This window comes from Bacillus sp. AFS098217, assembly GCF_002551815.1.
Classification (GTDB): domain Bacteria; phylum Bacillota; class Bacilli; order Bacillales; family Bacillaceae_G; genus Bacillus_A.
The window spans coordinates 31,518-53,728 of record NZ_NVPR01000030.1; the positions used below are offsets into that span (position 1 = coordinate 31,518).

Consider the following 22,211-nt stretch of genomic DNA (forward strand, 5'->3'; position numbering starts at 1 on the left):
CTTTTTATTCTGCATAGCAGAGATTTAGATGTCGAAAAACTTTCTCACACTAGTAAATACTATCATGAAGTGAAACTTTAATCAGTGGTGGGTCTTCATCTCCACTGATTATTAGCCCTCACTAATCAGGCTTCTACTGGCAATTTCCCTCCCACCTAACTTTCTTTACTTTCACTGAACTTTGAGGTGAGAATAGGCGTATTACTGCCCGCAAATAGCAGGATAAAAAAGATGTGCATAACACACCTTTAAGCAATTTTATTTCGATACAAAGACACATGAAACACTGTCATTTGAATAAAGAGAATAAAAAACACAATATAGAGTGGATATCCTGGGATATATAGGTTCACTACAGGAGAAAAGGTCAAGAATCCAATCGCACAAGGTAATACATACAACAATGAAATAAATGTTGTACGACATGCCTTCTCAGTAATTCCTTTCTCACGCTCATCTTCTTGCGGGAATAATAAAGGATACATCCAAAATGATAGAGACTTATATTTTTTCTTTTGAATTTTATAGAAAACAGTTGATACAACAGCTACAGTCACCATTAATAAGAACGGTATTATGTTTATTGATACTTCAAATGGCACTCTCTTATTTTGAATAATATTTGCAAGTTCCATAACAGCATAATAAAGTTCAATAAACATCCAACAAGCTAATCCAACATACAATACATTCACTACATAAGAAAAAGCAATTCTATTCATTTTCTTTCCCCTCCTTATTTAAAACAAATACATCTTCCATCTTTAACTCAAACACATCACAAATCGTTAATGCCAACAATAATGATGGAACGTAATCGCCCTTTTCAATCGCCGCAATGGTCTGCCGTGTGACACCAACCTTTTCAGCCAATACGCTTTGCGTAAAGTTAAAGCGAGCTCTTAGCTCCTTCACTCTATTGCAAATGGTCAATTTTACCACCTCTTACTTTTCATTGTATGCTAAACTTTACAAAATGTATACTCAACTTAACATTATATGTATAAAAAAACCAACTTTACTGCATGTAAAGTTGGTTTTAGTTTAATTTAAAATTGTAACTTTAACGCTTCTTACACCCCAAATACTAGATGCAGCTGCATTTGGCATTAACACATCGATTTTATGACCTTTAATAGCTCCACCAGTATCTCCTGCAATTGCTTCACCGTATCCGTCAACATATACACGGGATCCTAGCGGGATAACACTTGGATCAACGGCAATTAACTTCATACCAGGGTTTGCAGTTAAATCATGCCCCTGTCTAGAATAAACTCGATCCCCAGCTTTACCACCATTTTCAGACGGATCAGCTGTATAAGCAGTTGCCGTTACATAAATTTCACGACCACCTTTAGCTGGTTGTGGATTCGGTGCTGGCTTATCATCAGCTTGCTTAGGAGCTGGTGCTGCTGGTTTAGCCGCTTGTGCTTTTGCTAGAGCTTCTCTCTCAGCTTTTGCGTCTGCTTCAGCTTTTGCACGTGCTTCTGCTGCTAATCTTGCAGCCTCTTGCTCACGAGCAATCGTGTCTTGTACTGCTTTCATATCTGATTCAATTTTTGCTTTTTCTTGTGCAGCTAAATTGATTTGACTTGCAATTTCATTATACTTCGCTTGAACCAATTGTAAATTTTCTTGGCGTTTTTTCAAGTTTTCTTGTAAATCAGTTTGTGCTTTCGCTAATTTTTGTTTATCTCCTACTAAAGACGCTTCTTTTTCGTCAATTGCTTTCTTATCTTCTTCAATTTGACGAAGGTCTTGTTCTTGCAATCGTAAGATTTCTTTATCTGCATCTAAGATTGTAGATACTGCAGTCATACGTTGTAAGAAATCAGCAAAGTTCTTTGAATCTACAACAACTTCCATTACTAAACTTGTATTTGAGGTATTTTGAACAGAAACCATACGTTTTTTCATAATGTCTTTACGAGCAAGTACTTTATCTTCTAAAACGATAATCTCTTTCTTTTTTTGCTCAATCTGCTTATGTGTTTCATCAATTTTCTTCTGAAGAGCAGTTTGATCCTCTTTATTCTTTGTAATTGTATCATTTAAATTATGTAGTTCGCTTTCAATTCCTTGAATTTCTTTATTAACAGCTTGCTTCTCTTGTTCTTTCTTTTGAATATCATTGTTATTCTGCTGCAATTGCTGTTGCATGTTGTTTAATTTCTCGTCGTTTGACTCAGCTTTTACAGCGACTGTACTAGAAAGACCAATAATTCCTGCTAATACTAGACTACTGATTCGCTTAAAATAGTTCATAATCCGACTCCCTTCTCATACAGTTATACATGATTTATTTTACAGTTTGTTTACAAACTCATTAAATACAGTTTATTTTTCATAAAAATAAAAGAAAATTATAAAAAAAACGTAATAGATTCTTAAATATTTAACAATTCCTATATTTATAATTTATAAAAAATGCTAAAATCCAAATATAGAGAAAATAAAAATTCAAAGGCGGTTGGAGCGAATAACATGTTTACACAAACAAAATCCTTGCAAAATAAAATTAGCCAATTAGAAGACCGAATACACGAGTTAGAAGCACAATTAAAGCAAAAGGAGATCGAACAACAAGAAACAATTTCTTCCATACATAATCATGTACAAAAAGTTGTTCAAGAACATGAGCATGTAAATAGCCAACATCACACACTTCAAAGCTTAATCCAACAATTAAGCGCATGCTTTCAAAATGTTTCTACAAGTACAACGGACTCGAATGAATTAAATAATGAAATGCTGCAAAAAGAACAAGACCTTATTCAATCTATCGAAGAGATCGTAGCATGTTCCAATGAAGGAAAAGAATCTGTCCATCGTCTATTAATCGTAATTAATAAATTAGGTGAACAGTCACAACGTACTTCTAATAGTATGAATCATTTAAGTGAACGCTCTAAAGAAATTGAACAAATCGTTGAAGTTATTCAGAACATCGCTGCCCAAACAAACTTATTAGCACTAAATGCAAGTATTGAAGCTGCTCGTGCTGGTGAACATGGAAAAGGGTTTGCCGTTGTTGCAAATGAAGTACGTAAATTGGCCGAAAGTACAGCAGAAAGTACTAAAAACATAGGGAATTTAACGAAAAAAATCCAGGAAGAAATTGAAAAGGCATATGACAATACAAAAGATAATTTACACTTAGTTGACGAAGGTGTAGAAATGAGTGCTGATACTAACTCTAGAATTGAAAATATATTAATCATGGTTCAAACATTGCAGACTGGTGCTACAAATGTCATTAAAGCGATTGAAACTCAAAAACTTTGCAATGACGATATATTACGTGAATTTACACATACACAACAAATGTTCCAAAAATTAAATACTACTATCATGAAACATATTGATGATGCTGAAAAAGTCGATGTACAATTATCAGAAAGCATACAAGAGATTGCCTCAACAAAGCAATGATAAAATCCCCTACTTTTTGGTAGGGGATTTTCTTCATCCCCTACTGATTGATTATTAGCTCTCACCAATCGTACTTTTGCGTGATAAAAAGAAAAGCCTCTTACTGTTCATATACAGCAGGAAGCCCTCTTCTCATTCATATACTTTCTTTTCTTGACAATATAAGCGAATAACATGTGTGTTTGTTCGAAATATATCATGCGTTACACGAATAATAATAAAATTTCTTTTTGTTGTATCATCGTGAAGAAAAATTTGTTCTCCTTCTTGAAAACGCCAGGTGCTTTCAAAAGTCATAATATGATTCCCGCTTACAGAAAACAATTCATATTGCATCCCTTGTACCTTCTCTCTACTTACGTTATCCTATTATCTTTATATTAAATTTAATGTGTGATTAATTCAATACAATTTAATATTTGTTGAAAAATATTTTCAAAGTTATAACGGAAAACAAATTTTCTTCAAAATATATCGAACACAACTCCGAATATATCGACGTTTCGACACAACATATCGACTCTTCAACAATGAGCGACAAAAAAGAGCGTCACATAGTCAAAAAATCGACTTATGAGACAGCTCCTTTATCGTGATATTTAACGATTTACATACGTGTCAAACCAAAGCTGAATATATCCAGCAGTTACACGCTGAGCCTCCATTAAACGCTTACCTGTCATTGGTGTAACCTCAGCACGCCATTTATTTGCATAGTCTTGCGATACGGCTGCTTTTACAAACCAATCTTTCGTATTATCATTTACAATGCTAGGGAAATCTTGCTTTGCAGCTACTGCTGATGCATGGATCCAATCTTCAGGATTTGTACCTTTCCAATTCCAATATCCATTTCCATCATTCACTTTATAATTATCTTTTATTGTATCCACAAAATTTTCATACTTAGAATGGAAACCTTGTGGATAAGAAAGATTTGTAAAGTTTGCAGCATGCATTGGTTGATTCACATCTCCTAAGTAATGAAGAGATAATCCTAAATAGAAGAATGCTTGTTTCATATCTTTATTTTGATAAGACTCACCAGCAAGTTTAAAATATTTTGCTCCAGTTTCCTTCGCTTGTTTTGCAAATGGAATATATGTTGTTCCATTATCAGGATCATAGAAATGAGAAGCAAATGTACTATTATCATAATAAGGATTTTCATAATCGGCAGAATAAATACCATTCTCTAAATCTGTGCGCCATTCATTTAATAATGCTACTTCATCTTGTTTAACGACTGTTGTATTATGAGACATAATGTCAATTCCGCGATTTACAATCCATAAATGAGAGTTTACTCCCTCTTTATGTCTATCCTCAGCAGACCAGCGCGGAATAACTCCAACTCCATGCCCTCCGTCATTTTCATGAGCAAATGCTACATTTTGTAACGGTGCTACTAATGTAATTGCGGCTGCTAAAGCAAGTACTTTCTTTTTCATCTAAAATCCTCCCTTTCTAATTTAAGTTATGAAAATATGTAGTTAGGATCCTATAATGTCATTTGGTTAACCTATGATTAGAATATCCCACCTTTCAAGAAAATTCTATTAATAAATTGAAATATGCGAATTTTCATATCATTATAATTCTATATACTGTAAATGTAATGAATGACAAAATGCTCTTCATTGTAATAAACGATTGTTACTATCATGCAAATGAATCTCTAAAATATTGTAAAAAATAAAAGCAATCAGACGCTTACTCTGATTGCTTTTATTCCTTTTCTAAAAAAAGGCTACTTTTTTCTATTTATCCCGCAATAACGTGCAGGAAGACCCCCACTGATTAAAGTTTCACTTTATATATTATTTAGGTGAAACAAGAATTTTTACTTGCGTTTTATCTTTTACAAGTGCTTCAAATCCTTCTTCTACAACTTGATCCACTGTAATTTTTTTCGTAATTAATTTCTCTGCTTGAATTTGACCAGAGCTAATTAATTTAATAACGGCTGGGAAGATGTGGCGATATCCAAGTATACCAATAACTTCTTTTTCTTTTAATACTAAGTTATTTGGAGTGATTGTCGCGTCTTTTTCCCATACGCTGACAATTACAGTTTGTCCTTCAAAGCTTGTACTTTCAATTGCTTGACGAAGTACAACTTCAACACCTGTTACTTCAAAGCTAACGTTTACACCTAAACCATTTGTTACGTTACGGATTTCTGCTAGTACATCTTGTGTTGCTGGATTTAATACGTAATCAGCACCTGCTATTTTTGCTAACTCTTGACGTTCTTTAGAAAGTTCAACTGCAATAATAGGAGTTGCTCCTGCTGCTTTTGCTGCTTGGATTACAAGAAGTCCAATTGGTCCACAGCCAAATACAGCTACAGCTTCACCTTCTTTTAATTTACTTTGGCGTACTGCATGAACTGCAACTGCTGCTGGTTCTACAAGTGCGCCTTGTTCATAAGTCATTTCATCTGGAATATGGTGAACCATATTTTCTGGTACTACAGTATATTCAGAGAAACCACCGCCTTCTCCACCAAGACCGTGGAAAACAAGTTGTTCACAAACATTATAATGTCCATGTTTACAAGCTTCACATTTACCACAAGAATAAATAGGTTCTACAACAACGCGGTCCCCTATTTTATGAGATGTAACTCCTTCACCAATTTCAACCACTTCACCACTAAACTCATGACCTAAAATAACAGGTGCTTTCACATGTGTTAGTGGATGTTCTTCTGTTGGAATGAAAATAGGTCCTGCTAAATATTCATGTAAATCTGTTCCACAGATACCACACCATTTAATTTTGATTTTCACTGCCCCTGGTCGTACAGTTGGTTCTGGAACTTCTTCTACTCGTACATCACGTTGATTATGCCAAAGTAATGCTTTCATTTTATCCATCCCTCTCTATGTATATACTTAACCTGGTGAAGTTTACAAATCTATCATAGTACTTTTATCCATATATTTCAAAAAATAAATCCATATTTCACCAATTTTTAACAATTATTGTTCGTTCTTTTGTCACTTTATACTTTTTTCCACATCTGTTAATTCAATTTCATTGCAGGTGAAATTCGCATTATGCCATAATAGCATAGGAGAGGTGAATGTCGCTTGAAATATTTTATTTATTTTATTGTTATCGTAGCGTTTTTAGATACATTTTCACAATTACCTATTATGAGTACTTACGCACAAAGTCTTGGAGGAACGCCTCTTATTATTGGACTTGTTGTGGGCATGTATTCATTTGCCAATATGATCGGTAATATTATTGCCGGTATATCTGTTGATAAATTTGGGGCAAAAAGAGTACTTTATATAAGTATGGGAATTACAAGTTTCATAGTCTTACTATATACCGTTGTCCAAAGTGGCGAACAATTACTTATCGTTCGTTTTCTTCACGGATTTAGTGATGGTTTCTTAATTCCCGCTGCCTTTACATTTCTATCTAAACAAACAAAATCAACAAAACAAGGAAAGGCAATGGCACTATCTGGTGCAGCTGTCGGAACAGCTGCAATCGTCGGTCCTGCTTTTAGTGGCATTATGAAAGCAACCGCAGGGATACAATGGGTATTTATTACAATCTCAGTTTTAATGGTAATTGGTACAATCGTATCCTTGTTCTTATTACCAAATCATATAACAAGAACAGATACATCACGTACACAAATGATGAATCAAGAAGATATGATGGGTTTATTAAAATCCGAACCATTATTACAAGCGTACCTTGGCGCATTTACATTAATGTTTTCACAAGGAATTGTCACATATATGTTACCAATGAAAGTGGAAGCACTTGCGCTCAAATCATCTACAACAGGCATGATGATGAGTGTCTTCGGGCTTACAGCAATTATCTTCTTCTTATTGCCAACAAATCGTATTTTCGATCGCTTTAACCGTTCGAAAATGATGCTGATTGGTATTGCGGTCATGGCATTTGCACTGTCACTACTCGGTCTATTTACAACAAAAGGTATGATTTTTATCGTCATGATGATTTACGGAATTGGGTTCGCTATCCTCTTCCCTTCTATTAACGCTTTACTTGTTGAAAATACAACAGAAAATAACCGCGGGAAAGCATTTGGACTATTTTATGCATTCTTCTCATTAGGGGTAGTCGCTGGCTCATTTACAATTGGAGCAATCGGTGCATCACCTAGCGCAAGTTTTGTAATCGGAACAGCATTCTTACTAACCTTTGCTGGAATGATTTATGTTAGAGGAAAAGTGAAAAAGACAATGATGGGTTAAATTCCATCATTGTCTTTTTTATTAGAATACCTATTCACATAATCCATAGTCTATATAAGTACAAATTGAAAAATCGACATAAAACTTTTCTTTTTAGATGGGAGAGAAATCCGGCCATGCATAGAAGCGGTCACTTTTTGTTCTTCATAGCAGCGACTTATATGCTGGAAAATCAAAATGGATATATATAATGGCATAGTTGAAAGCAATACTGCCTGATTCATTTCAATTAAACTCCCCCCTTTCACTTCGTTTAGAGAAAGGGGGCTTCTCGGTTAAAGTGATAAAAAAATTTAAAAATACCGACGGGGCTTCGACAATTTCCTCGGAAATATTTCTTTTCCTTGCACAGTTTGATAAATTACACATAGGACAAGTACGCACTTTGTTTAAAGTGCGTACTTGTCCTATTTTACTAATCTATTAACGGTGAATCCAAACAGCTCCTGCCGATTTATCATCTGCTTGTCCAACAACTTGGAATTTAAGTCCTAATTGTGGAACTTTGCGTCCCGCATCAGGAATTTGACTATTGCTGTATACTTTAGAATCATCGAATGTTGTAACACCTTGTAAACCAGGATAGTTAAATTGCCCGCGTGTCAATGAATTTACATTCCAAGCTGGTGTTTGATCAAATGAAAATGCAGCATCTGCAATTTGTAAACCTGTAGTTCCGAATACTGGTTTTCCACTTAAATTTCCTACAACTGCTTCTGGATGGGAATCAACAACACCAAGGAATCCTTCACCAGGATGTTCACCAACCCAGTTATCTTTAAAACTATCATCCGCATACCAAACAACAAGACCAGTATTATACACTGGGCCTTTACTTGCTTTTAATCCCATATCTGAACCAGCGTAGTTTCTCCATTCTAAGTAATAATAATGTTGTTTCTTTTCTGTTCCATCAGAAACAACAAAACCTTTTAAATTCATTTTCCCTTGTCCTTCCGCATCATCTGAGAATACGGTTTTCCCATCAACTGTTACATTCACATTATCCATTGCAAAACCTTTATACGTTAAGGCCGGATCTGTAATATAATCAAATTGCAACTTTACTTTCTTCCCTTTAAATTGGCTTAAATCATATGATTTATCAATCCATTTCCCCTCTGTTGTATCTTGGTCCCCTTTTACTACCTTATCTCCTAGTTTATCAATCAATGTTTTTGTCCCATCTTCTGTCACAGCATGCACTTCAATAAAATCACAATTTGCTTCAAGTTCATAATTTGCTTTGTAATCAAATTTTGCATTAACTGCCTTTGTTAAATCAAATAATCGTGTTTCTAATGTTGTATGGATATCATCGCCTCTTGTACTATAATATGCGTGCTTTCCAAATTCCGGTTTAATTGTTTCAATACTTTTCCCAGGTAAATTTACACGTACAAGGCCTGGACGATTTGATTTGGTAACACTTTGATCAATATATGTAGGGAAACCTACGCCACGTTTTATTTTATCGTAATCTACTTCTACAATCTTCGCCCAATTTCCACCCATGTTTTTTTGTAAGAAATCTTTATTTTGTGGTGAAAAACTTGTTGGTTCTGTTCCTGCGATTTTTCCTGTCCAGCTACCACCACTCATTAATGACCATGCTTCAACAGGTGATCCAGTTCCTGTATAGTTTGTATCATACTCATCTGGCAATCCAAGATCATGACCAAATTCATGAGCAAATACGCCAACTGCACCATCTTCAGGTTCAATCGTGTAATCATGTGCAGCTACTTTTCCATCCCAATAGGAAACCTTTGATTTGGTTCCTTCAATTGCGACAGGATCTTTCGCCAATTTAGAGCGATGTGACCAAATTGCATCATCACCTAATTTACCACCACCAGCTTCTTGACCAACACCAGCATGAATCACCATTAAATGATCGATTACACCATCTGGTTCATTTTTATTCCCATTCCCATTTGCATCATAGCGATCAAATTGATCAAATTGAGATAAATCTATTCCTTTCTCAGCCGCTGCTTTTAGTGCTTCCTTTACTAAATCACGTGGCCCTTTTGGTCCTTTATTATCATGACCGCTAGTACCATCAGCACCGTAATCGGCAGCTTTTCCTGGAACAGTTAGCCATTCTGTTACATATCCATCTGTCGTATAACTCCCGCCGGACTGTTCTTCATAATATTGTTTAAATGTTTTTACTTTTGAACCATCAAATAACGTAAATGGTTCATTACCAAATAACATGTTTTGATAATGTTCTCTACTAAAATCTTTCGAATACATATAGCCTGGTGTTTGCTCAATGTTATTATGTTTATAATCACTAAACTCTACGAGTAGTACAAGTACTTTATCTGTACGTACAGCTCCGTTATATGGTGCTTGCTTCGCTGGGAAAGTTGGTACTTTCCCATTTAACTGTTTTTTATTTAGTTCTGGTGTTTGCTCCGCGTTAACGTTTTTTGCAGGTTTCTTTACTTTTTCCTTTTCTTCCATTTTTGTTTCTTTTACTTTTTTCACAAAATCAGATGCTTCTTTAGCAGGATCACCAGGAAAAATTTCTTTGTTTGGTTGATCCCCTTTCTTTTTCTCAATATATTGCTCCACAGCTTTTTTTGTCTCTTCTTTGGATGCTGACGGATCAATCGTTCCCCTTTCTTTCAAAGCCTCTGCTAAACGATCTTCTTGAATTAAATTGTTATCAATTGAGGTCGTTGAGATTTCCCCTTTTGATTGAGAAGGTGTTTCCGCATAAGTTGATGATGCACTAAATACAAATGTGCAACCAAGCATTGTTGTAATTGCTAAAGACGATAACACTTTAAATGGTGTTTTTCTTTTCATTACTAGTTCCTCCCTTATCCCCTCTTCTTAAATCTAAAAATTCAGATAATTTATGACGTATATGAGTTCTATCCTCCCTTGCTATCAAAAAAGACATGATTCTATAAATGATGAGTATCCCTTTATAGAATCATGTCCTCCAGTTCTCTGGTCAAGCCCTTCGCTTGCTCTTTTATCCTATGTCAAAAAAGTTCAAAACAAAGAGTTATTTACTATATATTAAATAACTTAGATAGTAAAATGTAAAGATAATATGCATAATTGCATGAAAATTCTTTCAATATTTTTGACAAATAAAAAACCCAAGATTAACGAAATGTTAACCTCGGGTTTGTTTTACTTATTTCCCTTGTGTTTTTTCCCAGTCTGCTAAGAATTTCTCAATTCCTTGATCTGTTAACGGATGTTTTACTAATGATCCGATTACATTTGCTGGGATTGTTGCAATGTGTGCACCATTTAATGCTGCGTCTGTTACGTGAACACTGTGACGGACAGATGCCGCAATAATTTCTGTCTCAATACCGTGAATTGCGAAGATATCAGCAATTTGACGGATTAAGTCCATACCGTTGTGGCCAATATCATCTAAGCGTCCTAAGAATGGAGATACATATGTCGCACCAGCGCGTGCTGCAAGCAATGCTTGTACCGCTGAGAATACTAACGTAACGTTTGTGCGAATTCCTAAATCAGAGAATGCTTTTACTGCTTTTAAACCTTCTTTTGTCATTGGTACTTTTACAACAACGTTTGGAGCAATTTTTGCTAATTCTTTTCCTTCTTCAATCATTTTATCCGCTTCTAAACTAATTACTTCTGCACTTACAGGCCCCTCTACCACACTGCAAATTTCACGAATGCGTTCATGGAAATCTACGCCTTCTTTTGCTACAAGTGATGGATTTGTTGTTACGCCTGCTAATACACCTAGTTCATTTGTTTCTTTGATTTCGTTAATATTTGCTGTATCAATAAAAAATTTCATTTGTTATTCTTCCTTCCTAAATGTAAGTTTATATTTTATTTTTTCTTAATAAGCTCTAATTCAATCGGAATGAATTTTTCCACTTTTTTACCTTGGTTCACTTGTTTTGCTGTTTCCATCGCTTTCTCTCCGATTAATTCTGGTTTTTGTGCAACAGTTGCTGCCATACGTCCATCATTAACTGCTTTCACAGCATCGTCCGTTGCATCAAATCCAACAACAACCACATCTGTTTTCCCAGCAGATTTTAATGCTTCAAGTGCACCTAATGCCATTTCATCATTATGAGCGAATACTGCTTTAATATCACCATTGGCTTGTAAAATATTCTCCATAACGGATAATCCTTTGGCACGGTCAAAATCAGCAGCTTGCTTAGCAGTAACTTTTAACCCCTTATCAGCTACTTTATGGAATCCTTTCCCACGCTCACGTGCAGCAGATGATCCAGGAATTCCTTCTAGCTCAGCAACACTTGCCCCTTCACCAACAAGTTCATGAATGTATTCGCCTGCCATTTTGCCACCTTCGATATTATCTGAAGCAATATGAGAAACAACTTTCCCTGAGTTTGCAGCGCGGTCTACTGTAATAACAGGAATATTCGCCGCATTTGCTGCACTCACAGCTGAGGCAACAGCGTCTGAATCTGTTGGATTAATAACAACTACATCAACGCCTTTTTGAATTAAATCTTCGACATCATTTGTTTGCTTCGCTGCATCATTTTGTGCATCAACAGCAATCAATTCGATACCACTTTCTTTCGCTTTCTTTTCTGCACCTTTTTTCAATGTGACGAAAAATGGATTATTTAAAGTGGAAACAGAAAATCCAACTTTAATAGTTTTATTTCTCCCTTTATCGCCAGAATCCTTTGCCCATTCCGGTGGTTCCATTGAACATCCGGCAGTAATTACCATGATACATGCAACGAGCATAAGCAACCATTTTTTCATGAATTGTCCCTCCATTACGCTTCTTTTCGACGATCAATTAATACAGCAAGTAAGATAACAAGTCCTTTGACAACTTGCTGGAAGAAAGAAGATACCCCTAATACATTTAAGCCGTTGTTTAGTACACCGATAATAAGTAAACCAATGAATGTACCAACAATCCATCCTCTTCCGCCCGAAAGACTTGTTCCTCCTAAAACAACTGTAGCAATTGCATCTAATTCGTAAGAAGAACCGGCAGTTGGCTGTGCAGAATCTAAGCGTGATGTTAACACAATACCTGCAAGCGCTGCCAAAATACCAGAAAGACCGTAAATCATTATTTTTATTCTCGTTACATGAATACCTGATAGTGCCGCTGCCTCTTCATTCCCACCAATTACAAAAGTACGGCGACCAAATGTTGTTTTCTTTAAAATAAAGTACAGAACTGCGAAAGCAATCATCATCGTTACAGCTGGTACTGGAATACCAAGGAAATAACCACGACCAAACATTTGAAACATTAAGTGATCACCAAGGCCAGTGATCGGACGTCTGTCCATGTAAACAAGCGTGAGCCCGCGAAAAAATAGTCATTGTTGCTAATGTAGCAATAAATGGTGCTACTTTTCCCTTCGCAATGATGATACCGTTTACAATCCCCATTGCAAGACCAGCTAACAATCCAACTGCCATTGCAAGGAACGGATCCATGCCACTTGTCATCATTCCAGCAACAAGTGCACTTGATAATGCTAAAATAGAACCTACCGATAAGTCAATACCCCCTGTTAAAATAACGAAGGTCATTCCAAATGCAATGAGTGCATTAATCGATACTTGGCGTAAAATATTAAATAAATTTGAAATTTCTATGAACGCTAGATTTAATGCGGTAATGACTACAATGATAAGCACAATACTCCATGCTTTTTCATCCAACAATCACCTGCACTTCTTGCACCTTTTCTCTCGTTGGCATACCACCTTGAGCTCCAAGCTTCGTTACAGAAAGGCCACCGGCAATGTTTGCAAAACGAATTGCTTTTTGCAATATCTCTCCTTCAGAAAGAGCCACCGCTAACGCACCGTTAAACGTATCACCAGCTCCTGTCGTATCTACTACTTCAACAAAAATACTTGGCACATGAACAATTTCTGTACCATTATGGAAACGAACACCCTTTCCACCTTCTGTCATGAGTAACTTATTTGGATATTTCGCAAGTAACTCTTCAATTGGTGATTCAAAATCATCTAATACAATGCGGCACTCATGTTCATTCGGTGTAATATACGTCACTTTTTCCAAAATATCTGTTGATAACACTTGTGCTGGAGCTGGGTTTAACATAACCGGAATGTTATACTCTTCACAAAGAGCAAGAACGTATTTCACTGTTTCAAGTGGAATTTCAAGCTGAAGGACAACCATATCCGCTTTGATAAGAAGATCTTTCGCACGATCTACAAGTTGCTCATTCACACGGCGATTTGCACCTTGGACAACGACAATACTGTTATCTTCTTCTGCTAAAACAATATGAGCAATTCCTGTCGTCTCATCTGTAACCGGTACCACATAATCGATAAAAATATGTTCATTCTCTAAATTGTTTCTAACTAACTTACCATAATCATCATTTCCTACAGCTCCAACCATCGCCACATTCGCACCTAATCTAGCTGCGGCAACAGCTTGGTTTGCTCCTTTTCCGCCAGGAACTGTATGAAATGCTTCACCAATCACTGTTTCTCCTGCTTTTGGCCTTTTGCTTGAAACAGCTACTAAATCCATTGAAATGCTTCCTACTACTGCAATATTGGGCAACTATTTCATCTCCTTACTTCGTTGTATTTCTTTCTATAATTTCAATCGGTAAACGATAATGCTCTGTTTCTAATGAATTTCCTTCCATTCGTTCTAGCAATAATTCTGTTGCAATTTTCCCCATTTCATAAATAGGTTGTGCAACAGTTGTAATGGATGGATACATCATTTCTGTTAAAGAAATACCATCAAATCCAATAATTTGTAAATCATTAGGAATCGCAATTCCTTTCTGCAAGGCAGCTTTTACAACACCGATTGCAATCAAATCATTTCCAGCTACAATACCATCAATATGCGGATATTCTTCCAGCAGCTCCATCGCTACCTGTTCGCTATTTGCTGGATCAAATGTACTCTCAGCAATCATATACGAAAGACCATGTTGCGTAATAATATCTACAAAGCCTTCAAAGCGTTCATTTGCTGTACTTACATCACGCGGTCCACGAATATGTGCAATATGTTTGCAGCCTTTTTCTAACAGTAACTTTGTCGCTTCTTGACTCCCTGCATAGTTATCTGCGTATACCGTAGGAATTCGCTCATTGAACATACGGTCAATTGCCACAACGGGTACAGATAGATTCATGTAATTCACACTATTTTGTGAGTTCGTTGCCACAATAAATCCATCTACGTTGTTTTGTCTAAGTACATCAATATACTGTTTCTCTTTTTCTAAACTTTCATCAGAATTACAAAGTACAACTGTATACCCTTGTTTATGTGCTACATCCTCTACGGCACGTGCAACTTCTGGAAAGAATGGATTGACGATGTTCGGAACAACCAAACCAATTAAACGAGACTTTTTATTATATAAAGAGCGTGCTACTGTACTCGGTTTATAATCCAACAGCTCAATTGCTCGTTCTACTTTTTTTAATGTATCTTCATGAACGTATCCATTTTTATTTAATACTCTGGAAACGGTCGCAACAGATACTCCCGCTAATTTCGCAACGTCTTTAATTGTACTCATTCTCTTCCCTCTCCATTCCATGTAACCGTTTACACAAAAAATATAACGTATTTCTAAAAATACGTCAATCATTTCTAACTAAAAAAGATTATATGTTATACACAAAGAAAAAAGCATCACCATAAGGCAATGCTTTTTTCTTTTATGACTATGATACTTGTGTATCTTTTTCTTCTACAGCTGGCTTTTCTGCACCTTTTTTACGATCAGAAAGCTTGATTTTCTGTAAGAAAATCGTTAATACAGCACCTACTACGATAAAGACTAATCCTGTTAGGAATACATTATGAAGTGAATCCACTAAAGATGTTTTTAAAATCGGTACGATCGTATTCGAAATTGCTTCTGGCATTTGTTTTAATGCTTCTGGACTAAATAGCATTGAATATAAACCTTGTGGATCTGTATGAATCATATCTTTAAACTTCGTTACCATTTGTCCCGCTTCTGCTGGGAATGTATTTAATACAGGCAATAGTTTATTTGTTAATGTTGTACCTGAAGTGTTATTCATAATAGACCCTAAAATCGTAATCCCGAATGTTCCCCCGATTTGACGGAAGAATTGGCTTGAAGATGTTACAACCCCAAGATCTTTTTTCGGGAAGCTTTCTTGTAATGCTAATGTTAATGTTGGCATTACAAGACCCATTCCTAAACCGATAATCATCATATAAGAAGTTGCAACAAGCTTACTTGTATGCATATCCATTGTTGTTAATAGCCAGAAACCACTAGCCATAATGAGCATCCCTGTAATAATTTGCGGCTTCACGCCTACCTTTAATACGAGCTGACCACCAATAATACTCATGACAATCATTGTAATCATCATCGGTGTCATAATCGTTCCTGATTCAGCTGCACTTACACCAACGATTCCTTGCATAAAGAATGGAACGAACATAATTGCTCCAAACATTCCAATACTCATAAAGAAACCAATTGCGTTTAATAATGTAAATGTACGGTTTTTGAAGAAATGTATTGGTAAAATTGGTTCTTCTGCCTTTTTCTCTACAATTATAAAGCTTACGATACCAATTAAAGCAAGCGCAAATAATCCAATGATTTGCCAAGAATCCCATGCATAATCTTTTCCGCCAAATGTTAATGCAAGTAATAAACTCACAACGCCAAGAATCATAGTGAAAATCCCAGCGATATCAATTTTAATCGGACCTGTTTGTTTATGTGATTTTAAGCCCATCGCGATAAAGATTGTCGCTAAAATACCAACTGGCAAGTTAATATAGAATACCCATCTCCAGTTAACAGCATCAACAATCCAACCACCAACTTGTGGTCCAATTACAGAAGCAAGACCATATAATGCTCCAAAAATCCCTTGCCACTTTGCACGTTCTTTTCCTGTAAACATGTCCCCAATAATAATCATCGCCATTGGCATCATAATACCGCCGCCAAGACCTTGAATACCGCGGAAAATAATTAACTCCGTCATACCGTTTGCCATACCACATAAAGCAGAGCCAACCATAAAGGTAATTAACCCTGTTATATATACGGTACGACGTCCTAATAAATCTGCTAACTTACCAGCAATAGGTACAACTGTCGTTGATGTTAACATGTAAGCTGTTGTTAACCATGTCATTAAACTTAATCCACCTAGTTCACCAACAATACGCGGCATTGCTGTACCAACGATTGTTCCGTCTAATGCAGCAAATAACATAGCAATTACTAGACCGGTTAACAGCAGCTTTCTATTTTGATTTTCTTGTTGTTCCATGTAATCTCCTCAGTTCCATTTAGTTTCTCTCTTTTTCCTCAGATGCTCCGCAAATAATTGCTTCTAGTTTTTCACATAAGCGTAATAAGTCTTCTCTCTCTTGTAATTCTAATTGTGAAAAGTACTTTGCAATATGCTCATTACGAGCAGTCATCGCTTCTTCTAATACATCTTTCCCCTTCTTCGTCAGCTCAATTACAACAACGCGGCGATCATTTTTGTCATGATAGCGCAACACCAATTCTTGATCAATTAACCGATCAATCATCACTGTAATTGCACTTGGCTTCACATACATTTTCTTCGCCAGCTTTGTTGCTCTGGATGCACCGTAATGATCTAAAATTTTTAAAATATAAAACTGCGGTGGTGTCAGTCCAGATGCTTGCATTTGTTCTAGTAACTCTGTTTGCATCTTCTTTCCTATCGAGAATGCTAGAGCCTGAATTTTATCGATATGGGTCATATCATTTGGCATGTGATCCCCCTCTTATTTAAGCAATAAAATATTTAACGTTTTTAAATATTAACCCCTCTAATAAAATTCGTCAATACTTTTTATTTATAAAAGCGTTTACATTTTCGCCGTAAAGTTGTATAATATTCAATCTGGTAAATATTTATAATCATAGAACATGAGACTATACAGCTATGGAGCATAGAAAGGGTCCCCTTTCTATGCTCCGTGGTCTTTTTTATTTTCTATGTCATAAAAATGTTCTCAATTAGTGAATGCGGTACAAAAATGTTTGTTTGGAACGTTCTCCGCAAAGTTGGCGGTGAACTTATGAACCACTTGTAACATTAGGACGATTCTTACTTACAAATCGTTGATAAAGTATTTTCTACTTCCCACATATTCTTGCAATTTTAATTGATGTTTATGTACAAGTTATCATGCGTGATACACCGCAATCTTGTAGTTTATCACCTATTGAAGAGAATATCCTATAGATGCTTTCGGATGAACGATGGATTCATTTTACTACTTGCCCCCTGCGCGCTTGCAATTGTCTTTCTTGTTCTTACTTTACCTACAAGATCAGAAAAATTTTTTTCTAAAACAATCCTACAAGACAAATTATTATATTTCACAAGAAACGAGAGACAGTTCTTTCCAAAATGTCTCTCGTTTTTTCTACATATATCTCTTTTTTCTTACAAATAATTTATCTCTTTCTCCTTTGATTGTTAACGCTTTCAATATATCCATTTGCTTTTGTGTTACTATATTTTTCTTTATATAAAGAGATTTTAGAATATTTTCTCAACTTTTCCTTGTCAAACAATGTCAATCTATATTAAAATAACGACAATGTATAAAATATTTAGTCTTTTCAGAAAGATGGAGGGATAGCTATGAAGAATCCACTTCTTCGCATTGAAAACTTACAGACTTCCTTTCGTATACAAGATCAGTATCATGCAGCAGTTGATAATGTATCCTTAACTGTTCATGAAAATGAAATTGTTGCTATTGTAGGTGAATCTGGGTGCGGAAAAAGTGCACTTGCCCTTTCCATTATGCGCTTGCATAATGAAGCAAATACAAAATTACAAGGGCAGCTTTACTATAAAGATAAAGATTTACTGACTATGTCAGCGGCGGAAATGAATAAAGTCCGCGGTTCAAATATCGGGATGATTTTCCAAGAACCTCTTACAGCATTAGATCCTCTTATGACAGTTGGAAAACAAATCGAAGAAAACTTGGATTACCACACGAATCTTTCAAAAGCAGAAAAGAAAGAACGTGCATTAGAACTACTTCATCAAGTTGGTATTCCAAAACCAGAACTTACATATAAACAATATCCACATGAATTATCTGGCGGAATGAGACAAAGAATTGTTATCGCTATTGCGATTGCGTGTAAACCAGCACTCGTTATTGCGGATGAACCTACGACCGCTCTTGATGTAACCATTCAAGCTCAAATTTTAGATTTACTGAAATCCATTCAAGAACAAACGAAGATGGGCATCATTTTAATTACACATGATTTAAGTGTTGTTGCAGAAACTGCAGATCGCATTGTTGTTATGTATGCTGGGCAAGTTGTAGAAACAGGAACGGTTGAAGAAATTTTTAATAACCCTCTTCATCCATATACACGCTCTTTATTAAATTCAATTCCATCTACATACGATGAAAAAGAAAAATTACATGTTATCCAAGGGGTTGTCCCAACATTAGCGAAGCTTCCTCGCAGCGGTTGCCGCTTCCAAGCTCGAATTCCATGGATGACGCCTGATCAACATGAAGAAAATCCAGTGTTACATGAAGCAAAACCAGACCACTGGGTACGTTGCACTTGCTACAAGCACTTTAACTTCCAAGATAAGAGAGGAGATGACGTAACTCATGGCACTGCTTAAAGTAACTGATTTAAAAGTACATTTCCCAATTAAGGGAGGCTTCTTCGGACGCACCTTAGACTACGTGCGCGCTGTGGATGGCGTAAGCTTTGAATTACAGCCTGGCGAAACGTACGGAATCGTCGGTGAATCAGGTAGCGGAAAATCAACGACTGGTAAAGCAATTATGCATTTAACAAAAGCAACAAGCGGCAGCATTCTCTTTAATAACAAAGACTTAACAAAACTAAACCGCTCTGAACTGCGTGAGCAGCGGAAAGATATTCAAATGATTTTCCAAGATCCGTATTCATCATTAAATCCGAAGAAACGTGTTCTTGATATTATTGCGGAGCCGCTTCGAAATTTTGAAAAACTCTCACCTGATGAAGAGCGAAGAACAGTGCAAGAATATCTTGATAAAGTTAACTTAAATCCAGAGTCTATTTATAAATATCCACACGAATTTTCCGGTGGACAAAGACAGCGGATTGGTATTGCACGGGCACTTACATTAAAGCCAAAGCTTATTATTGCAGATGAACCAGTATCTGCGCTTGACGTTTCTGTACAAGCGCAAGTTTTAAACTTCTTGCAAGATTTACAAGCAGAACTCGGATTAACATATTTATTTATTAGTCACGATTTAGGGGTAGTTCGCCATATGTGCGACCGCATCGGCGTTATGTACCGCGGACGACTTGTTGAAGAAGCAACGAGTACAGAAATTTATAAAAACCCACAGCACATTTATACGAAGCGCTTAATATCAGCAATTCCTGATATTCGTCCTGAAAACCGCGAACAACAAAGTAAATTGCGCCGTCAAGTAAGTGCTGAATACGAGCAATCATACGAAAAATATTTCAATGAAAATGGCCGTGCTTATGATTTAAAACCAATCTCGCCAACGCACCGGGTGGCATTACCATAAGGGAGTGATAAAACATGTGGAAATTTATACTACGAAGAGTCTTAATTATGATTCCGCAATTATTCATATTAAGTATACTTGTCTTCGCGCTTGCCAAAGCAATGCCAGGTGACGCACTAACTGGCGCTGTAATGGCGAATCCAAAAGCAGATCCAAAAGTACTTGAAGAACAACGGGAAAAATTAGGGTTAAATGATCCTATTCCAACACAGTATGTACACTGGATTAAAAATGCCTTACATGGTGATTTTGGTGTTTCCTACGCACATAAATTAAAAGTCACAGATTTAATTGGCGAACGTCTTGGAAATACAGTATCGTTAGCACTTTTTATTCTTATTCTTACATACTTAATCGCGATTCCACTTGGTATCATAAGCGGGCGTTGGAACGACACTTGGGGAGATCGACTTATTACCATCTATAACTACCTAGGATTTGCTACACCGCTCTTTATTTTCGGATTAATTATGCTCTTCCTTTTTGGATTCCAGTTTCCGATATTTCCAACAGGTGGTAGCGTCGATCCACAAATCGAAGCAGGTACATTTGCTTATTATATGAGTAAGTTCAATCATATGATATTACCAGCTTTATCAGGTGCATTAATCGCTACAGTTGGTACAGTACAATATTTACGAAGCGAAATTATTGATACGAAACATAAAGATTTTGTACGTACAGTACGAGCAAAGGGTGTCCCAGAATCGAAAATTTATTCGAGACATATTTTACGAAATTCATTTTTGCCGATTGCTGCCTTTTTAGGCTACGAAATTACAGGTTTAGTTGGCGGAGCAATCTTTTTAGAAAATATCTTTGGTTATCCGGGTATTGGACAGTTATTTATACAATCCATTTCGCAGCGTGATTTTAGTGTAGTAACCGCACTGGTTCTATTTACTGGATTTGCAACATTACTTGGAACACTCCTTTCAGATATTATTCTAAGCATCGTTGATCCACGTATTCGTATTGATTAATAGAGGGGAGGAAAAATTATGTTAGCAACTGAAAAACAAACTGAAACGATTCATTACGAAAAGAGCCCTTCTGGTTTTTCTATTATGTGGCGCGAATTTCGTAAAGATAAATTAGCAATGTTTTCACTATTCTTTTTAGCAATTATATTACTAGCCGTCTATGCAACATCTTTTATTATGAAGCAAGAGGATATTGTCCGAGTTGATCTCCTTTCTATTTATTCTCCTCCTTCTGCTGAACATTGGCTAGGAACGGATTATGGCGGACGAGATATTTTTGGACAACTTATTATTGGTACACGAAACTCATTTACAATCGGATTGGCAATAACTATCTTCTCTTGTTTGATTGGTCTTTCTATTGGACTAATAGCTGGTTACTTCGGAGGAATGGTTGATAACATTATCATGCGTTTCATTGACTTTATCATTGTCTTACCATTTTTAATGCTGGTTATCGTATTTATCACAATTGTACCTAAATTCAATATCTTTACATTTATTTTAATTATGACTGCTTTCTTATGGACAGGAAAAGCAAGACTAATTCGATCAAAAGTATTAACTGAAAAAGAACTCGATTATGTATCAGCATCTAAAACGTTAGGAACACCGAACTGGAAAATCATCCTTTTTCAAGTGTTACCTAACTTAAGCTCTATTATTATCGTAAGTGTTACATTAAATCTTGCTGGAAACATCGGCATTGAATCTGGTTTAACTTACTTAGGTTTCGGCCTACCAGAAAGCACACCGAGCCTTGGTACACTAGTTAGTTATGCAACGAATCCTGATGTTCTGCAAGAAAAATGGTGGATTTGGTTACCTGCATCAATCATGATTTTAGTATTGATGCTGTGTATAAATTTTATTGGTCAAGCGCTAAAACGCTCGGCTGATGCAAGACAAAGAAAAGGATAAGGG

The 22,211-nt window shown here is 36.1% G+C and carries 19 protein-coding genes and 2 pseudogenes; 6 read left to right on the forward strand and 15 right to left on the reverse strand.

All coding sequences use genetic code 11. The features are described from left to right. Positions 1 to 248 precede the first annotated feature (248 nt). The 3 genes from COO03_RS07570 to COO03_RS07580 form a co-directional block, all read right to left on the reverse strand. Complete coding sequence (locus COO03_RS07570) at positions 249 to 722, reverse strand: DUF2178 domain-containing protein (protein ID WP_097896472.1); 474 nt, start codon at positions 720 to 722, stop codon at positions 249 to 251. After that, entirely contained in the window at positions 715 to 933 is a 219-nt protein-coding gene (locus tag COO03_RS07575) for a helix-turn-helix transcriptional regulator (RefSeq protein WP_141523267.1), read from the reverse strand. Before COO03_RS07575 ends, COO03_RS07570 begins: the two co-directional genes overlap by 8 nt. Before the next feature lie 111 nt (positions 934 to 1,044). Continuing rightward, positions 1,045 to 2,268: a 3D domain-containing protein gene (locus COO03_RS07580; RefSeq protein ID WP_097896476.1), complete on the reverse strand. Its 1,224-nt coding sequence runs from the start codon at positions 2,266 to 2,268 to the stop codon at positions 1,045 to 1,047. A 630-nt stretch (positions 2,269 to 2,898) separates the two neighbouring features. Here COO03_RS07580 and COO03_RS28120 point away from each other — a divergent pair. Then, positions 2,899 to 3,435 (forward strand): annotated as a pseudogene (locus COO03_RS28120) (methyl-accepting chemotaxis protein); the annotation flags it as partial. 132 nt (positions 3,436 to 3,567) lie between these two features. Here COO03_RS28120 and COO03_RS07590 read toward each other — a convergent pair. From COO03_RS07590 to bdhA, 3 genes are all read right to left on the reverse strand, one after another. Continuing rightward, positions 3,568 to 3,771: a hypothetical protein gene (locus tag COO03_RS07590; RefSeq protein ID WP_097896480.1), complete on the reverse strand. Its 204-nt coding sequence runs from the start codon at positions 3,769 to 3,771 to the stop codon at positions 3,568 to 3,570. Positions 3,772 to 4,034: 263 nt separating this feature from the next. Continuing rightward, the gene (gene cerA / locus COO03_RS07595) at positions 4,035 to 4,886 is read right to left on the reverse strand and encodes a phospholipase CerA (RefSeq protein ID WP_097896482.1); all 852 of its coding nucleotides are present in this window, start codon (positions 4,884 to 4,886) and stop codon (positions 4,035 to 4,037) included. A 369-nt stretch (positions 4,887 to 5,255) separates the two neighbouring features. Beyond that, positions 5,256 to 6,308, reverse strand: a complete 1,053-nt coding sequence (bdhA, locus tag COO03_RS07600) for a (R,R)-butanediol dehydrogenase (protein WP_097896484.1) — start codon at positions 6,306 to 6,308, stop codon at positions 5,256 to 5,258. A gap of 225 nt (positions 6,309 to 6,533) precedes the next feature. Between bdhA and COO03_RS07605 the strand changes: the two genes are divergently transcribed. Beyond that, complete coding sequence (locus COO03_RS07605) at positions 6,534 to 7,688, forward strand: MFS transporter (protein WP_097896486.1); 1,155 nt, start codon at positions 6,534 to 6,536, stop codon at positions 7,686 to 7,688. Positions 7,689 to 7,738: 50 nt separating this feature from the next. Here COO03_RS07605 and COO03_RS26935 read toward each other — a convergent pair whose 3' ends face one another. From COO03_RS26935 to COO03_RS07645, 9 genes and pseudogenes are all read right to left on the reverse strand, one after another. After that, the gene (locus COO03_RS26935; RefSeq protein ID WP_170958170.1) at positions 7,739 to 7,912 is read right to left on the reverse strand and encodes a hypothetical protein; all 174 of its coding nucleotides are present in this window, start codon (positions 7,910 to 7,912) and stop codon (positions 7,739 to 7,741) included. 199 nt (positions 7,913 to 8,111) lie between these two features. Continuing rightward, a complete protein-coding gene (locus tag COO03_RS07610) occupies positions 8,112 to 10,511 on the reverse strand; it encodes an immune inhibitor A (protein WP_097896488.1) in 2,400 nt (799 codons plus the stop codon). A gap of 340 nt (positions 10,512 to 10,851) precedes the next feature. Beyond that, on the reverse strand, positions 10,852 to 11,499 hold the full coding sequence (gene fsa / locus COO03_RS07615; protein WP_097896490.1) for a fructose-6-phosphate aldolase: 648 nt from the start codon (positions 11,497 to 11,499) through the stop codon (positions 10,852 to 10,854). 35 nt (positions 11,500 to 11,534) lie between these two features. Further along, positions 11,535 to 12,458, reverse strand: coding sequence for a ribose ABC transporter substrate-binding protein RbsB (gene rbsB / locus COO03_RS07620; RefSeq protein WP_097896492.1), 924 nt, complete (start codon positions 12,456 to 12,458; stop codon positions 11,535 to 11,537). Positions 12,459 to 12,472: 14 nt separating this feature from the next. Continuing rightward, positions 12,473 to 13,385, reverse strand: a pseudogene (locus COO03_RS07625) (ABC transporter permease subunit). After that, positions 13,375 to 14,271 carry a ribokinase gene (gene rbsK / locus COO03_RS07630; protein WP_097896494.1) on the reverse strand — a complete coding sequence of 299 codons (897 nt, stop codon included), beginning with the start codon at positions 14,269 to 14,271 and terminating at the stop codon, positions 13,375 to 13,377. Before rbsK ends, COO03_RS07625 begins: the two are co-directional and overlap by 11 nt. A gap of 13 nt (positions 14,272 to 14,284) precedes the next feature. Beyond that, on the reverse strand, positions 14,285 to 15,277 hold the full coding sequence (locus tag COO03_RS07635) for a LacI family DNA-binding transcriptional regulator (protein WP_328287641.1): 993 nt from the start codon (positions 15,275 to 15,277) through the stop codon (positions 14,285 to 14,287). A gap of 127 nt (positions 15,278 to 15,404) precedes the next feature. Further along, positions 15,405 to 17,012 carry an MDR family MFS transporter gene (locus COO03_RS07640; RefSeq protein ID WP_097896498.1) on the reverse strand — a complete coding sequence of 536 codons (1,608 nt, stop codon included), beginning with the start codon at positions 17,010 to 17,012 and terminating at the stop codon, positions 15,405 to 15,407. Between the two features lie 19 nt (positions 17,013 to 17,031). Further along, complete coding sequence (locus COO03_RS07645) at positions 17,032 to 17,490, reverse strand: MarR family winged helix-turn-helix transcriptional regulator (protein ID WP_097896500.1); 459 nt, start codon at positions 17,488 to 17,490, stop codon at positions 17,032 to 17,034. An 881-nt stretch (positions 17,491 to 18,371) separates the two neighbouring features. Between COO03_RS07645 and COO03_RS07650 the strand changes: the two genes are divergently transcribed. Genes COO03_RS07650 through COO03_RS07665 form a run of 4 tightly spaced genes read left to right on the forward strand, consistent with a single transcriptional unit; the run spans position 18,372 to position 22,208 of the window. Beyond that, positions 18,372 to 19,391, forward strand: coding sequence for an ABC transporter ATP-binding protein (locus tag COO03_RS07650; protein ID WP_097896502.1), 1,020 nt, complete (start codon positions 18,372 to 18,374; stop codon positions 19,389 to 19,391). Beyond that, on the forward strand, positions 19,378 to 20,304 hold the full coding sequence (locus COO03_RS07655; protein ID WP_097896504.1) for an ABC transporter ATP-binding protein: 927 nt from the start codon (positions 19,378 to 19,380) through the stop codon (positions 20,302 to 20,304). Before COO03_RS07650 ends, COO03_RS07655 begins: the two co-directional genes overlap by 14 nt. A 14-nt stretch (positions 20,305 to 20,318) precedes the next feature. Further along, the gene (gene opp4B, locus COO03_RS07660; RefSeq protein ID WP_097896506.1) at positions 20,319 to 21,287 is read left to right on the forward strand and encodes an oligopeptide ABC transporter permease; all 969 of its coding nucleotides are present in this window, start codon (positions 20,319 to 20,321) and stop codon (positions 21,285 to 21,287) included. Positions 21,288 to 21,305: 18 nt separating this feature from the next. Further along, positions 21,306 to 22,208 carry an ABC transporter permease gene (locus COO03_RS07665; protein ID WP_097896508.1) on the forward strand — a complete coding sequence of 301 codons (903 nt, stop codon included), beginning with the start codon at positions 21,306 to 21,308 and terminating at the stop codon, positions 22,206 to 22,208. The last annotated feature ends 3 nt before the right edge of the window (positions 22,209 to 22,211 follow it).